Below are 15,159 nucleotides of genomic sequence, written 5' to 3' on the forward strand. Positions count from 1 at the left end.
CTTTTTCCTATTCAATTGTGAGTGACCTAATAATATAGAGGTTACTTAATAAAAGAAATAAAGATCTTTGAAAATTGTATATAAATAGTAAATAATGCGAAAGGTAGCAAGTTAAATTATTAGCAATAGTAATTTAAGAGCTGGAAAAAATATATAACAAATAGGTCAAGCTACTAAGAGCGCACAGAGGATGACTTGGCATCAGGAGCTGATGAAGGACGTGATAAGCTGCGATAAGCTACGGGTAGACGCAAATAGTTATTGATCCGTAGATTTCCGAATGGGGGAACCCACATAGTGAGAGACTATGTATCTAGTAATGAATAAATAGTTATTAGAGGGTAGACGCAGGGAACTGAAACATCTAAGTACCTGTAGGAAGAGAAAGAAATATCGATTCCCTAAGTAGCGGCGAGCGAAAGGGGAAGAGCCCAAACCCAAGGAAACTTGGGGGTTGAGGGAGTCTATAATTGAGAGAGTAAGTTAGATGAATATAGATGGAAATCTAAGCCAAAGAGTGTAAAAGCCACGTAATTTAAAACTGAAATTGAGAGGGACTTACCCAGAGTACCACGAGACACGAGAAACCTTGTGGGAAGCAGGGTGGACCACCACCCAAGGCTAAATACTACCTGATGACCGATAGTGGAGTAGTACCGTGAGGGAAAGGTGAAAAGAACCCCGGAAGGGGAGTGAAATAGAACCTGAAACTGTGTGCTTACAACCGCTCAGAGCACGTAATATGTGTGATGAGGTGCTTTTTGTAGAACGAGCCAACGAGTTACGATGTGTAGCGAGATTAAGGTCTTAAGGACTGGAGTCGAAGAGAAATCGAGTGTTAATAGCGCGAATAGTTGCATGTTGTAGACCCGAAACCGGGTGACCTATCCATGATCAGGTTGAAGCGAAGGTAAAACTTCGTGGAGGACCGAACCACGTTGGTGTTGAAAAACCATGGGATGAATTGTGGATAGCGGAGAAATTCCAATCGAACTCGGAGATAGCTGGTTCTCCCCGAAATAGCTTTAGGGCTAGCGTTAATTTATAGAATATAGGAGGTAGAGCACTAAATGGGCTAGGGGCCGTAAGGTTACCGAACCTTATTAAACTCCGAATGCCTATATTTGTTTATTAGCAGTCAGTCTAAGAGTGATAAGATTCTTGGACAAAAGGGAAAAAGCCCAGATCACCAGCTAAGGTCCCAAAGTATGAGTTAAGTGGTAAAGGATGTGGAGATTCTAAGACAACTAGGATGTTGGCTTAGAAGCAGCCATTCATTTAAAGAGTGCGTAATAGCTCACTAGTCGAGAGTTTCTGCGCCGAAGATAAACGGGGCTAAAACTCATCACCGAAGCTGTGGAATGGAAACATTGGTAGGGGAGCGTTGTATAAGAGCTGAAGCTAAAGCGAGAGCAATAGTGGATTTTATACAAGAGAGAATGTTGGCATAAGTAGCGAGAATTAGGTGAGAATCCTAATGGTCGAAAGCCTAAGGTTTCCTGGGGAAGGTTCGTCCGCCCAGGGTAAGTCGGGACCTAAGCTGAGGTCGAAAGGCGTAAGTGATGGACAATCGGTAGAGATTCCGATACCACTAATTATTGATTGATCGATGGAGGGAAGCAGAAGGATAGGATAGCCAACAGATGGAGGTTGGTCTAAGAGAAGAGATAGCATATAGAGGAAAATCCATATATGTGTTTAAGTTGATTCTTTATGGGGAGACGAATGAGTCGAAGTATCTGATTTCACACTGACGAGAAAAACTTCTAGGTAGATAATTAGTGCCCGTACCACAAACCGACACAGGTAGGCGAGGTGAGAATCCAAAGACCAGCGGAAGAATTGCAGTTAAGGAACTCGGCAAATTGACCCCGTAAGTTAGCGAGAAGGGGTGCCATAGAGATATGGTCGCAGAGAATAGGCCCAAGCAACTGTTTATCAAAAACACAGGTCTCTGCAAAAGCGAAAGCTTAAGTATAGGGGCTGACGCCTGCCCGGTGCTGGAAGGTTAAGGGGAGCTGTTATCGTAAGAGAAGCGGTGAACTTAAGCCCCAGTAAACGGCGGCCGTAACTATAACGGTCCTAAGGTAGCGAAATTCCTTGTCAGGTAAGTTCTGACCCGCACGAATGGCGTAATGACTTGGGCACTGTCTCAACTGCAAATCCGGCGAAATTGTAGTGCAAGTGAAGATGCTTGCTACCCGCGATTGGACGGAAAGACCCCGTAGAGCTTTACTGTAGTTTAGCATTGAGTTTTGGTAATATTTGTACAGGATAGGTGGGAGACTGGGAATCTAGATCGCCAGATTTAGAGGAGTCGATGTTGGGATACCACCCTGATATTACTGAAATTCTAACTGGAATCCATGAACTGGGTACAGGACACTGTTAGATGGGCAGTTTGACTGGGGCGGTCGCCTCCAAAAGAGTAACGGAGGCGTTCAAAGGTTTCTTCAGAAGGGATGGAAATCCTTCGTAGAGCGTAAAGGCATAAAGAAGCTTGACTGCGACACCTACAAGTGGAGCAGGTACGAAAGTAGGACTTAGTGATCCGGTGGTACCTCGTGGGAGGGCCATCGCTCAACGGATAAAAGCTACCTCGGGGATAACAGGCTGATCTCCCCCAAGAGTTCACATCGACGGGGAGGTTTGGCACCTCGATGTCGGCTCGTCGCATCCTGGGGCTGAAGTAGGTCCCAAGGGTTGGGCTGTTCGCCCATTAAAGCGGCACGCGAGCTGGGTTCAGAACGTCGTGAGACAGTTCGGTCCCTATCCGTCGCGGGCGCAGGAGATTTGAGAGGAGCTGTCCTTAGTACGAGAGGACCGGGATGGACTAACCAATGGTGAACCAGTTGTTCCGCCAGGAGCACGGCTGGGTAGCTAAGTTAGGAAGGGATAAACGCTGAAGGCATCTAAGCGTGAAGCCCACCTCAAGATAAGATCTCCCATAGCGTAAGCTAGTAAGACCCCTTGAAGAACACAAGGTTGATAGGTAAAAGGTGTAAGTATGGTAACATATTTAGCTGATTTATACTAATAGGTCGAGGGCTTGACCAAATACTTAGCAAGTTATTATTTATATACAATTTTGAGAGATTAAAATATTTCTCAGTATCTGGTGATTATAACGTGTAGGTAACACCCCTATCCATACCGAACAGGAAGGTTAAGCTACACTGTGCTGATGGTACTTTAGGGTTACCCCTATGGAAGAGTAAGTCATTGCCAGTTTGTTTCAGAAGTAAGAGCATCGCTCTTACTTCTTTTTGTTTACTTACTATATATTATTTGGAGGAATTATGGATAATTTTTTAGGACAAGGCCTGATATTGTCTTTAGATTATTTTTATGATAACATTAACTCTTATATATTGAATAAGTTACTATTGAATATAAATAATTCTTTTACTAATGTAACAGCTATTAAAACTAGTTATTTAAATCTTATTTTAGAACTTAAGTATTCTACTGATTTACCTATTATAGGCTGTATTAATAAAGTTTATCCAGATACTATTGTTAATCTTACCCCAACTATTAATGATATTTATGAACTTGCAAAAGTAGGAGTGAACATTGTTTATTTAGACGCATCTACTAAAATGAGAGCAAATTCTATGACTATACATGAGTTTTATTATAAAATTAAGTTGTTGTTTCCTGAACTCTATTTTATTGGTGTCGTTTATACATTGGAAGATATAAAGAATATATCTTCTTTGAAATTTGATGCTATATGTATAAGAGATAATTATTCTATAATTAGTAATGTAACTAATTATGTTAGTAGTGATGTACCACTTATTTTTGATTCTGTTGTTACAGACAATTTACTGATTGATGATAAGTATATTGAATTATTTGATTCTGGGATTAATAATATAATTATTAATTCTAAAATTATTACCCCTAAACATCAATTACAAGAATTTATAGAAAATGTATTTAATTAGGAGTGTTTTATATGAAAATAAAAATATTAGTTAATAGTATTGTAGTTGCATTATTTTTTATTTGTTTTTCTGTTTCAGTTAATGGGGCAAATATGATAAGTAATTTTATTTATAGTCCAAAAGATATTATGGAAGGTCAAAATACAACAATTGAGGGTGGAAGATATTCTTATGATTCTATGAAAGTACAGAAGAATTTATTTAATAAAGAAACGATAAATAATGGTGAAAAAACAATATTTTTAACTTTTGATGATGGACCATCAATAAATAATACACCAAAAGTATTAGAGATACTTAAAAATTATGATGTTAAAGCAACTTTTTTTGTACTTGGTGTAAATTTAGATAGAGGGGAAAAATATGCAGATATTTTAAGAAAGATTGTAAATGATGGACATGCAATAGGAAATCATGGATATAGTCATAATTACTCATATTTATATCCTGACAGAGTTATAAGCTATGAGAATCTTATGGAAGATATGAATAAATCCCTTAATGTTATGAAAAGTATATTGGGTGAAGATTTTAATACTAGAGTTTTAAGGTTACCAGGTGGACTTAGATCTTGGAAGAAACAAGATGAAACACTTGCCAAATTAAATGATGAGAATTATTCAGTTATTGAGTGGAATGCTATGAGTGGAGATGCTGAGAATAGGAATATTCAAGATCCTGAGATTTTAGTTCAAAGAGCTATTAATACTGCAGGTAACTCAAAATGCGTTGTTATGTTAATGCATGATTTTGCATCAAACGCTGGTGAAGTATCGTATAAAGCATTACCTAAGATTATCGATTATTTTAAGGAAAATGGGTATCAATTTAGAACTCTCCAATAATAAAAAAGTGATAAGATGTTTTGTTCTTATCACTTTTTTTTGATATAATTAATTTTATTATATAGTGTCACAGGGGTAAAAAAATGGAAAAGAAAATTTTGTTAGTGGAGAATGAAGTAAGTATTAGACAGTTTTTAAAGATAAATTTTGATAGAGAAGGGTTTCATGTTATTGAGGCAGATAGAGGAGATACTGCTATTGAGATTGCTTTACTTGAAAAACCACAGGTTGTATTGTTGGATGTAGGACTTGAGGGAGATATGGATGGGTTTCAAGTATGTTCAAATTTAAGAAAGCATTTTCCAAAGATGGGAATAATTATGTTAACTGCTAGGTCTCAAGAAATGGAAAGAGTTATGGGACTTGAATTTGGAGCAGATGATTATGTAGTAAAGCCATTTAATCCTTTAGAGGTTATGCTTAGGGTTAAAGCACTTATTCGTAGAATAGATGAAAAGTTTAATAATGATATGATAATTAATGGACCATTTAAATTAGATTTATATTCTCAAAAAATATATAAGAATGATAAGGAAATTGATGTAACACCTAAGGAATATATGTTATTTAAGATATTTGTAGAAAATCCAGGGAAAGCATTGAGTCGTGATGAGCTTATGAATATGATATGGGGATACAATTATTTTGGAGATTTAAAGATTGTTGATGTTAACATACGTAGACTTAGGTCGAAAATTGAGGATGAGTCCTCAAAACCTAAGTACATAGAAACTGTTTGGGGAACAGGTTATCGCTGGAATAATGAAAAGTAATTTTATAAAAAAGATATTTGTAAGCTCAAGTATAAGATATAGTATTATAAAGAGTTCTATAAGTGTTTTTTTATTTATAATACTGGTTTTATCATTAAGTATATCTTACTATGTACGTAAAGCATATTACGATACTATAAGTGATAATTTATCTAGTCAAATAATTAAGGCTGTTGAAAATTATCAGAGTAATTATAAAAATTCATCACTTGAAACAAATATACTTTTAGATTTAGATAATTTTATAAGTTCTACAAGTGCTCAGGTTCAAGTTATAGATTTAGATGGGCAGGTTTTAATGGATACTATAGGTGTTACATATGATGAACCAATAGATACTTATGATTTTAAAACTGCAATATTTGGAGGGTTAGGTCAATGGATTGGAAAAGTATCTTATAGTAATTCAAAAGTAATGAGTGTATCCTATCCTATTGAAAATTATGATCAAGTTATTGGAGTACTTAGGTTTACTGTGTCGCTTGATTATGCAAATAAAAATATTACTAAAATAATATTTACGTTTATTTTAGCTGTTATTATAGCACTTATATTTTATATAATAATAATAGGTTTAGTTACGGAAAAAATTATACAACCAATAAAGACTCTTACAAATATTGCAAAAAAGATGGCGGTTGGGGATTTGGGTGTTAGATGTAGGAATTTGCCTAAAAATGAAGTTGGTGCACTTGGAGATACGCTAAATTATATGGCAGATGAGATATCTAAAAAAGATCAATTAAAGAATGAATTTATATCTACAGTATCACATGAACTTAGAACACCTCTTACTTCAATTAAAGGATGGGCAATAACGCTCCAATATGATAAGGTTAATGATCCAGATTTATTAAATGGATTAAAAATTATAGAAGGTGAAACTGAAAGACTTTCAAGCATGGTTGAGGAACTTTTAGATTTTTCAAAATTTATATCTCAAAAAGTTACATTAAAATTTGAGAAAATATATATAAAAAACATACATGAATACATAATTAATTACATAAAGCCTCGGGAAGATAGGGAAAAATTTAAATTTATAATTGATGATATAGATGAAGATATAGCATTAATATCATTGAATGTAGATTTTAATAGGATAAAACAAGTTTTAGTTAATGTTTTGGATAACGCCATAAAATTTATAAAGGAAAATGGGGAAATAACATTAAGGTATTTAGTTGATAAGAATAAAAATATTATCTATTTAGAGATAATTGATAATGGAATAGGTATACCTAGTGAAGAGCTTTCAAGAGTTAAGGAAAAATTCTTTAAGGGTAAGAGTAGTAAATCTAAGAACGGATTGGGTTTATCAATAAGTGATGAAATTATGAAACTTCATGGTGGAGAGCTTTTAATAGATAGTGTATATGGAGAATGGACTAAGGTAACTTTGGTCTTACCCATGGAATAGATAAGGGGATAATATGAAATTTAGGAAAATTATTAAGTTTAATTTTATATTACTTTTCATGTATTTAATGATTAATGTTATGTCATGCTCTACTTTTAATGCGAGTTTAGACAGTTTGCTTGTAGCACCTCGTGTTGATAATATTTTAGTTAAGGGAACATGGAATCTAGATAATTTTTATTATATGTATAATAAAAACAAGGAAACCACACCTAAAATTCCTTCAGATAGTTATTTGTTTATATCTGATAATTATTTAAGAATTAATGATTTATTGTTTGAGTATGATACGTTTAAAGTGAAGACATTTATGCTTAGTGACTACATGAGAGTTAAATTTAAAATAGATGATTTTTCATTTTTAAATCTTGAGGATAAGAAGGTAAATATTTTTACAATACAAGATGAAGATAAGAATATGCATGAATTTATAAAGTATGATGATGATACGATCTTATTTTATTATGATGATGATATTATGTATTCATTTAAAAGGATTAGTAACAAGATAGATAATGAGATTGAAGGATTTGTTAAGGAGAATTTTAAAAATAATATAATTATAAATGACAATAAGAATATAGAAGATGTTGGATTTTTAATATCATTTAGATCAGATAGGAAAGTTACGGATTATGCTATTCCTAAAAATATGTATGCTAGTGTATGGATATATCAAAAAAATGATGGGACATATGATTATTATATGTTTGATAATATAGTTTTACCTAAGGATGATAAAATACTAAATATTAGTGTTGAATCAAGTCAGAAGAATAATTTATATGAAAAAATATTAATTAGTGATTCATCCTCCGATAATTTATTTACTTTGGATGGAACTAATAATATGAATGAGGAATTTATAAATCAATTTATAGATATAACGTATGTAAATGAGAATTATATTGGTATAAACTATGATCAGAATATAGATTATTTAGGGAATATTAATATAGATAAATGTGCTATGTTATCTATTGATGATCCGACTATTGAGAGAAGACTTAAATTTTCAGATATATTTCAAAAGAGTGTGAAAATATTTTATGATAGTCACTATAAGTTTATAAACTTACTTAAAAAAGGTAGTTTTGAATTTTATGACACGGAACCCAGAGAGGATAGTTTTAGGCTTGAGAGGTATGGAGGAGATTGGTTTTTAAAAGGAAGAGTTAATACAAAATTACCAAGTGTCACACTTAAACCGCTTGATTTTGATATAGAAATATTACCTAATAAAAAACTTGTTAGTGAAAATAATATATCTGCAAATCTTGGACAAATAAAATTAAGAAACCCAGAGGCGAGGGATGCATTTATATCACCAAATAAAGATCTTATAGTTATTTTGACCTCTACAACTATGGGTGTTTATAAAATTGTTGGAGATAAGATAAGTAATAATGCAATATTAGAGCTTCCAATAGATGCAACTGATAATGTTATATTAAGTGAATGGTATACTGGAGATAAGGCAATAGAAGTAAATTCATTACTTGGAGAGTCAAAATTTAGGAGATAAAATAAATATCGGAGTGGTTTTAAATGATAGAATTAAATTTAAGAGGGAAGAACTGTCCTATTCCATTAGTTGAGATGAGGAAATTCATTAATAATAATAAAAATGTAGATTTTAAGATAATACTTAATAATGAGGCATCATTTACTAGCATTAAGAAATTTCTTGAAAATAATAAGATAAACTATTCATCTAATAAAACAGGTAGTGATTTTATATTTGAGGTTATTTTTGATGGAAATGAGAAATTATCTAAAAATAATTTTCAAATAAATAATTTTACAATACTTGTTATGAGTGAACTTTTTGGAAATGGAGAAAATGATTTTTCAAAGGCACTTATGAAATCCTATTTCTATGCATTAAGCGAGAGTATAACCCTTCCGAGTAATATCGTATTTATAAATTCGGGAGTTAAACTTCTTATAGATGAAAATATAATTAGAAATATAGATTTATTAAGAGAAAAGGGAGTAAGTATATATTATTGTGGAACTTGTATAGATTATTATGGAATTAAGGATAAGGTAAGAACTGAAGAAATAATAAATATGTATTTTATAGTTGATGTATTAAATAATAGTGATAATGTTATTAGAATATAAAAAAGTTTTAAGCAAGGATATTAATTTATCTTTGCTTAAATTGTTTTTTTAAGACATTTTTTGCATAGAATTAAGTTTGAGTTTGATATTTTTACAAAGTCATTAGTTTTTATTATATTTTCACATACATGACAAATTAAGTCATTGTTATTTGATTGTATATCACTTCTTTCTTGAGATATTCTTTTAGATTTAGATTTAGTATATATAACCTTATTTAAAGGAATAGATCTTTTTTTAATACTTATATCTATATCAAATATATGATTTTCGAAAAGAATTAGCTCAAATCTAGGGTTTTCTCTATCATAAAATTCTTCTATAAATAATTTTGTTATTTGAGAATCATTCAGTATTATACCGCTTTTTTCAATTCCATCACAAATACTCTTTGTTATGTTGTTTGTATCTGGATGTTTCTTTTCATATTTGTAAAAAACTTTAAGAATTGCTGTTAAAGACGTATTAAAAATTAAATTTGGATACTTTTTTTTAATTTCATATGCTATATGTTCCTCATAGATTCCGTATCTATCATAATAATTTCCTGTATTATTTGGAAGTATGTATCTTCCATATTTTGAATTTAATTTAAAATTTGATTTAGATATAGGAGTACCTAAAACTGTTATGCTAACTATATTATCCATATATTCTCCTTTAATAAAAGATTTAGAATAATTAATTTGATAATAAAAAAATTTTTAATTATAATATTAATATAGGATATAATAAAAATTGGAAATTTTCAAATTTTATATTTTAGAGAGGGCAACTAATGAAGGATATGCTAGTTTTATCAATAGAAACAAGTTGTGATGAAACGTCTATTGCAGTAGTTAAGAATGGAAGAGATATATTGTCAAATAAAATTTTATCTCAGATAGATATACATAATGAATTTGGTGGAGTTGTTCCTGAAATTGCATCAAGGAAGCATTTAGAAGTTATAAATATGGTTTTAGATGAAGCTTTAAAAGAGGCAAATATAAAATTAGATGATATAGATTTAATAGCTTCTACATATGGACCTGGACTTGTAGGGGCGTTATTAGTTGGACTTCAATATGCAAAAGGATTGAGTTATGCTTTAAATAAGGATTTTATTGGAGTAAATCATATAGAAGGTCATATAAGTTCTTGTTATTTGGAGCATAAGGAGTTAGAGCCTCCTTTTATGAGTTTAGTTGTATCTGGAGGACACACCATGATATTAAATGTAAAAGATTATGGAGTTTATGAAAAAATAGCTGAAACTCGTGATGATGCAATTGGGGAGGTTTTTGATAAAGTTGCAAGAAAACTTGGATTATCTTATCCAGGAGGTCCTAACATAGAGAGGCTTGCAAAACTTGGAGATGAGGATGCAATTAAATTTCCTCAAAGTAGATTTGAAGATGATACTTTGGATTTTTCATATAGTGGGATTAAATCTTCAGTACTTAATTATATAAATCAGTGTAATTCAAAGGGTATTTATATAAATAAGGAAGATGTATGTGCTTCTTTTCAAAAGACTTCTATTGATATGTTGATTAAAAATGTTGAAAAAGCTTTTGATAAATATGGTGGGAAAAAACTTTGTATTGTTGGGGGGGTTTCTTCTAATAATTATTTAAGGAATAAATTTTTAAGTTATTTTAAGGATATTGAGATATACTATCCAAGTAAAGAGTTATGTACAGATAATGGGGCAATGATTGCATCTGCTGCTTATTACTCATTTTTAAGGAATGGAAGAAGTGAATATACTCTTAATGCATCATCTAATTTAAAATTTTAGAGATAAGGTAATAAAGTATGAAGTTTATAGAGCATTCAAATTCTGTATATAAAAGCAATAAAAAATTTATAAGCCCCAAACAAAAAAAAATTAGGAGAATTATTCTAGAGCTTAGTATTTTTATTATAATATTAACTATTTTACTAGGTATTTTAAGTGAGGTTATACAGAGTAATAATCTTATTTCATCATTAAGAAAATCTCATAGGCTTAGTGGATATGGTAAATATAAAGTAGCTTACGCAGTATCTGGAAGTGGAGATAATTTAGTGTTATTTGAGTCTGATATAGGAGAAACACTTCTTGAATGGAATCCAATAGTTAGGGAATCTATAAGTGGTGTCAGAATGCTTTATTATGATAGATTTGGATATGGTGGAAGTGAAAAGTATAAAGAAAAGTTATCGATAGAAACACAGGTGGATATTTTAAATAATCTTGTGGATAATACGGGATATGATGGTAAACAAATACTTGTTAGCGAAGGATATGGTTCTCTTATACATATGGAATATTTGGATAAATATAAGGATAAAGTAGGAGGAGTTATATTTATCAATCCCACTATATTTAATTATAGTGGGATTAACGGTTTAAAGAAAATAGAGAATGAATTAGTGAGTTTATACTTTAGGATAATTTCGATGCTTAATATTCCGAAATTATTGGATAAAATTTCTTTTCTGAATAACAAATTTATAGATTTATATAGGGAATTGGCTATTTCGAGAAATTTGGATAATTATTTAAGTAGAATGATGAGTAGGGATTACTATAATACGATTCATAGTGAATCTAGAATTATGAATAGGTATTTATCAAATGTAGATTTATCTAAATTTGGTCAATATGATTTACCTGTAATAGTTGTGGAGTCAGAAAGTAATAGAAATCCTGAATATGAAAATATGCTGAAGAGTCACTTTAGTAATTTAGAGATAATATATTTTGAAACAACTGAGAATTTTACATATAATAATTCAGAGTATTTGAGAAATTTAATTAGAAATGTCAATTTAAGATTAATGGAAAATAATTAAAGAGGAGTTAATTTATGGATAATAATTTTGATGAAAGAGAGTATAGTACTTCATCTAAAGATGAAAAAGATACTATTTCTGAAGAAAGTAATGAAATAGTATTAAGAAGTAAGGAAACAAGAAAAGATAAACGTAGTTTTAGTTCTAGTTTTGTTATTTGTTTAGTTATTATATGTTTTGTGTGTAGTTCTGTATTTGGGAGTGCAATTACATTATATTTAGCTCCGAAATTTGCTTTTTTTCAAAAAACGCCACTTTATAGTCAAATAGGAGTAAGCAAGACTCAGTATATTGGTCCTACATATTTTTCTGAAGATAAGGATGTATTAAGTGTAACAGAGATTGTAAAGAGAGTTGGTCCAGCAGTAGTGGGTGTTAGTACGAAATCAATTGTTAATAGAGGATTCTTTGGATTACAACAACAAGAGGGAATAGGATCTGGATTTATTATAAATGAAGAAGGACATATCTTAACAAATTATCATGTTGTTGAAGGAGTTCAAACTGTAAAAATAATATTTTATGATGGCGTAGAAACAGATGGAAAAGTTATAAATTATGATGAATTAAATGATATTGCTTTGATTAAACTTACAGATCCAACAGTTATGGTTCCAGCAACAGTTTCACTTGGAAATTCCGATGAATTATTGGTTGGAGAATCTGTTGTTGCTATAGGATCACCACTTGGAAAAGAATTTATAGGAACAACTACTAAAGGTATAGTAAGTGCACTTGATAGAGATATTACAATTGACGGTAAAACCTTAAAGTTACTTCAAACTGATACAGCAATAAACCCAGGAAATAGTGGTGGACCACTTATAAATTCAAGGGGAGAGGTTATAGGGATAAACACAGCAAAATTTGATAATACTGGAACAACAAGTGTTGAAGGAATTGGTTTTGCAATACCTATAAATCAAGCTAAACAAAAATTAGATGAATTATCGAAACCTATTTTAAGAATTGGGATTAAAGGTAGAGTTATTGATCAGAGTATGTCTAATAATTTAAATTTGCCTCAAGGAATATATGTAGTTGAAGTTGAAAGTTTTTCGAATGCAGAGAGAGCTGGTATAAAATCTGGAGATGTTATTTTAAAATTTGGTGGAAGGGATGTTAAGACATTTGAAGATATAAATAGTGTAAAAGTTAATCATAATGCAGGAGATACTATTAGGGTTGTTGTTTATAGAAATGGGGCTAATCAAGATATTGATTTGATATTAAATGAATAGAAAAGGCATAGTACATTTGTACTATGCTTTTAAATTTTTTTAAATTAAGTTTTCCCACTCTTCATAAAGAGATGATAATATTTGTTTAAGAGAATTTATTTCCTTATTTATTTCGTTTAATTTTTCATAATTTGAGTAGATTTCTTTAAGAGTTAGCTTTTCTTGAAGAAATGAAATTTTTTCCTCAGTTTTATTGATTTCACTTTCGACTTTGAAGATTTTTCTTGTTATATCTTTTCCTTTTTTACTCTTTTCATGAACTCGATTCTTATTTTTTGATTTTGTTTTACCGTATCTTGAATTAATAGTTTCTTCTATTAGTTTTAGGGAATCTTCCTTACTCAATAAATTTTGTTTTGATATATAATAATCGTAATTTCCTAAGTATTCTATTAAGGAATTATTTTTAAATTCATATATTATGCTAGCAACTTTATTTAAGAAATATCTATCATGGGATATGATAAGACATGTTCCTTCAAAATTAATTATAGCATCTTCTAATATTTCTCTTGTATATATATCTAAATGATTTGTTGGCTCATCCATAAATAACACATTCGATTTAGATAATATTATTTTTAAAAGACTTAATCTACATTTTTCTCCCCCACTTAAAAGAGAAATTTCTTTATGTATGTCGTCATCTTTAAATAAAAAATTTGATAAATGGCGTCTTATAACTTGTGTTGTTATATTAGGGAATGAATCTCTAATTTCTTCAAATATAGTCTTATTTTTATTTAAATCCGATTGTTCTTGATCATAATATGTAATGTTTAGTCCACTCCCATAAATTATTTCTCCAGAAGTTTGATGTATTTTTTTGCATAGTATTTTAAAGAAAGTGGATTTACCTATTCCATTTTCTCCTATGAATGCTATTTTTTGATTTTTTGTAACACATAAATTTATATTTTCAAATAGTTTTCGATCATCATAATATTTTGTTAAATTTTTTACTAGTAAAATATCATTTCCTGTTTTTTCAGATAATTCAAATTCTATATTCTTTATTTTATTCGATAGTTCAGGTTTATCAATTAAACTGATTTTATTTAATCTTTTTTCACGGCTATCAGCTGCTTTAATTCTTTTTTTACTATAACATGCCCTATAGTTTTTAATAATTTCAAGTTCTTTATTAATAAATTTTTGTTGAAGATTATATTTGTTTATTAAATTTTCTATATGTATTTTTTTTAGATTTATAAATTTTGTGTAGTTTGAGTTAAATGTAAGTATTTGTTTATTTTCAAGCTCAAAAATATGAGTAACTATTTTATCAAGGAAGTATCTATCATGTGATACTACTATAATTGTACCTTTATAATTTTTTAAATAATTTTCAAACCATTCGATAGAGTCGAGATCTAGGTGATTTGTCGGCTCATCAAGAAGAAGTATATCTGGCTTTTTTAATAACAATTTAGCTAAATCAAGTCTTTTCTTTTCACCGCCGCTTAAATGTTTGGATGATTCATGCATTCTTTGATTATCAAATTTTAAATAATTGAGAATTTTTATTGTTTCAGTTTTGTATGTATATCCACCACTATTATTAAATTTATTCATCAAATCTGTATATTCAATTATTAAATCCTCATTTTGATTATTTTCAAGCATTGACTCTAAATTTTTTAATCTGTTTTCCATTTTTATAAGGTTATCAAATACATTTAAAGCATTTTCATATATGGACAAATTGGGATTTAAGTTAGAGTTTTGATTTAAATATCCAATAGTTTTATTTTTATTTATAAATATTTCACCAGAATCATAAGGTATTTCTTTTGTTAGTATTTTTAATAGTGTTGATTTACCACCACCATTTTGCCCAATTAATCCAATTTTATCACCTTCATTGATATTGAATGAAATATCTGAGAGTATTTTCTTAATACCATAACTTTTATAAATGTTTTTAAAGCTTATTATAAGCATGGTTTCACCTACAATTATATAAATTTTAGCAAA

11 protein-coding genes and 2 rRNA genes are annotated in these 15,159 nt (G+C 30.1%); 11 read left to right on the forward strand and 2 right to left on the reverse strand.

Features of this window, described 5'->3' with window-relative positions; translation table 11 throughout:
• Positions 1 to 163 precede the first annotated feature (163 nt).
• The 8 genes from RATSFB_RS01185 to yedF all read left to right on the forward strand — a co-directional run bounded on the left by RATSFB_RS01185 (position 164) and on the right by yedF (position 9,118).
• Positions 164 to 3,057, forward strand: a 23S ribosomal RNA gene (locus RATSFB_RS01185).
• A gap of 57 nt (positions 3,058 to 3,114) precedes the next feature.
• Positions 3,115 to 3,231, forward strand: a 5S ribosomal RNA gene (gene rrf, locus RATSFB_RS01190).
• Positions 3,232 to 3,299: 68 nt separating this feature from the next.
• Positions 3,300 to 3,953, forward strand: a complete 654-nt coding sequence (locus RATSFB_RS01195; RefSeq protein WP_014094233.1) for an N-acetylmannosamine-6-phosphate 2-epimerase — start codon at positions 3,300 to 3,302, stop codon at positions 3,951 to 3,953.
• A gap of 11 nt (positions 3,954 to 3,964) precedes the next feature.
• Positions 3,965 to 4,798: a polysaccharide deacetylase family protein gene (locus tag RATSFB_RS01200; RefSeq protein ID WP_014094234.1), complete on the forward strand. Its 834-nt coding sequence runs from the start codon at positions 3,965 to 3,967 to the stop codon at positions 4,796 to 4,798.
• 83 nt (positions 4,799 to 4,881) lie between these two features.
• The gene (locus RATSFB_RS01205; protein ID WP_014094235.1) at positions 4,882 to 5,571 is read left to right on the forward strand and encodes a response regulator transcription factor; all 690 of its coding nucleotides are present in this window, start codon (positions 4,882 to 4,884) and stop codon (positions 5,569 to 5,571) included.
• On the forward strand, positions 5,561 to 6,991 hold the full coding sequence (locus RATSFB_RS01210; protein WP_014094236.1) for a HAMP domain-containing sensor histidine kinase: 1,431 nt from the start codon (positions 5,561 to 5,563) through the stop codon (positions 6,989 to 6,991). Before RATSFB_RS01205 ends, RATSFB_RS01210 begins: the two co-directional genes overlap by 11 nt.
• Positions 6,992 to 7,004: 13 nt before the next feature.
• Positions 7,005 to 8,516: a hypothetical protein gene (locus RATSFB_RS01215; RefSeq protein ID WP_014094237.1), complete on the forward strand. Its 1,512-nt coding sequence runs from the start codon at positions 7,005 to 7,007 to the stop codon at positions 8,514 to 8,516.
• Positions 8,517 to 8,539: 23 nt separating this feature from the next.
• Positions 8,540 to 9,118 carry a sulfurtransferase-like selenium metabolism protein YedF gene (gene yedF, locus RATSFB_RS01220; RefSeq protein ID WP_014094238.1) on the forward strand — a complete coding sequence of 193 codons (579 nt, stop codon included), beginning with the start codon at positions 8,540 to 8,542 and terminating at the stop codon, positions 9,116 to 9,118.
• A 35-nt stretch (positions 9,119 to 9,153) separates the two neighbouring features.
• Here yedF and RATSFB_RS01225 read toward each other — a convergent pair whose 3' ends face one another.
• Positions 9,154 to 9,768: a RusA family crossover junction endodeoxyribonuclease gene (locus RATSFB_RS01225; RefSeq protein ID WP_014094239.1), complete on the reverse strand. Its 615-nt coding sequence runs from the start codon at positions 9,766 to 9,768 to the stop codon at positions 9,154 to 9,156.
• A gap of 128 nt (positions 9,769 to 9,896) precedes the next feature.
• On the opposite strand from RATSFB_RS01225, the gene tsaD reads away from it, so the two are divergent.
• The 3 genes from tsaD to RATSFB_RS01240 are packed head-to-tail and all read left to right on the forward strand — an operon-like array spanning position 9,897 to position 13,182.
• Entirely contained in the window at positions 9,897 to 10,901 is a 1,005-nt protein-coding gene (tsaD, locus tag RATSFB_RS01230) for a tRNA (adenosine(37)-N6)-threonylcarbamoyltransferase complex transferase subunit TsaD (protein WP_014094240.1), read from the forward strand.
• Between the two features lie 17 nt (positions 10,902 to 10,918).
• Entirely contained in the window at positions 10,919 to 11,941 is a 1,023-nt protein-coding gene (locus RATSFB_RS01235) for an alpha/beta hydrolase (protein ID WP_014094241.1), read from the forward strand.
• A 14-nt stretch (positions 11,942 to 11,955) separates the two neighbouring features.
• On the forward strand, positions 11,956 to 13,182 hold the full coding sequence (locus tag RATSFB_RS01240) for a S1C family serine protease (RefSeq protein WP_014094242.1): 1,227 nt from the start codon (positions 11,956 to 11,958) through the stop codon (positions 13,180 to 13,182).
• Between the two features lie 39 nt (positions 13,183 to 13,221).
• Here RATSFB_RS01240 and RATSFB_RS01245 read toward each other — a convergent pair whose 3' ends face one another.
• A complete protein-coding gene (locus RATSFB_RS01245) occupies positions 13,222 to 15,126 on the reverse strand; it encodes an ABC-F family ATP-binding cassette domain-containing protein (RefSeq protein WP_014094243.1) in 1,905 nt (634 codons plus the stop codon).
• Positions 15,127 to 15,159 lie beyond the last annotated feature (33 nt).

This window comes from Candidatus Arthromitus sp. SFB-rat-Yit (assembly GCF_000283555.1).
Taxonomy (GTDB): Bacteria; Bacillota; Clostridia; order Clostridiales; family Clostridiaceae; genus Dwaynesavagella.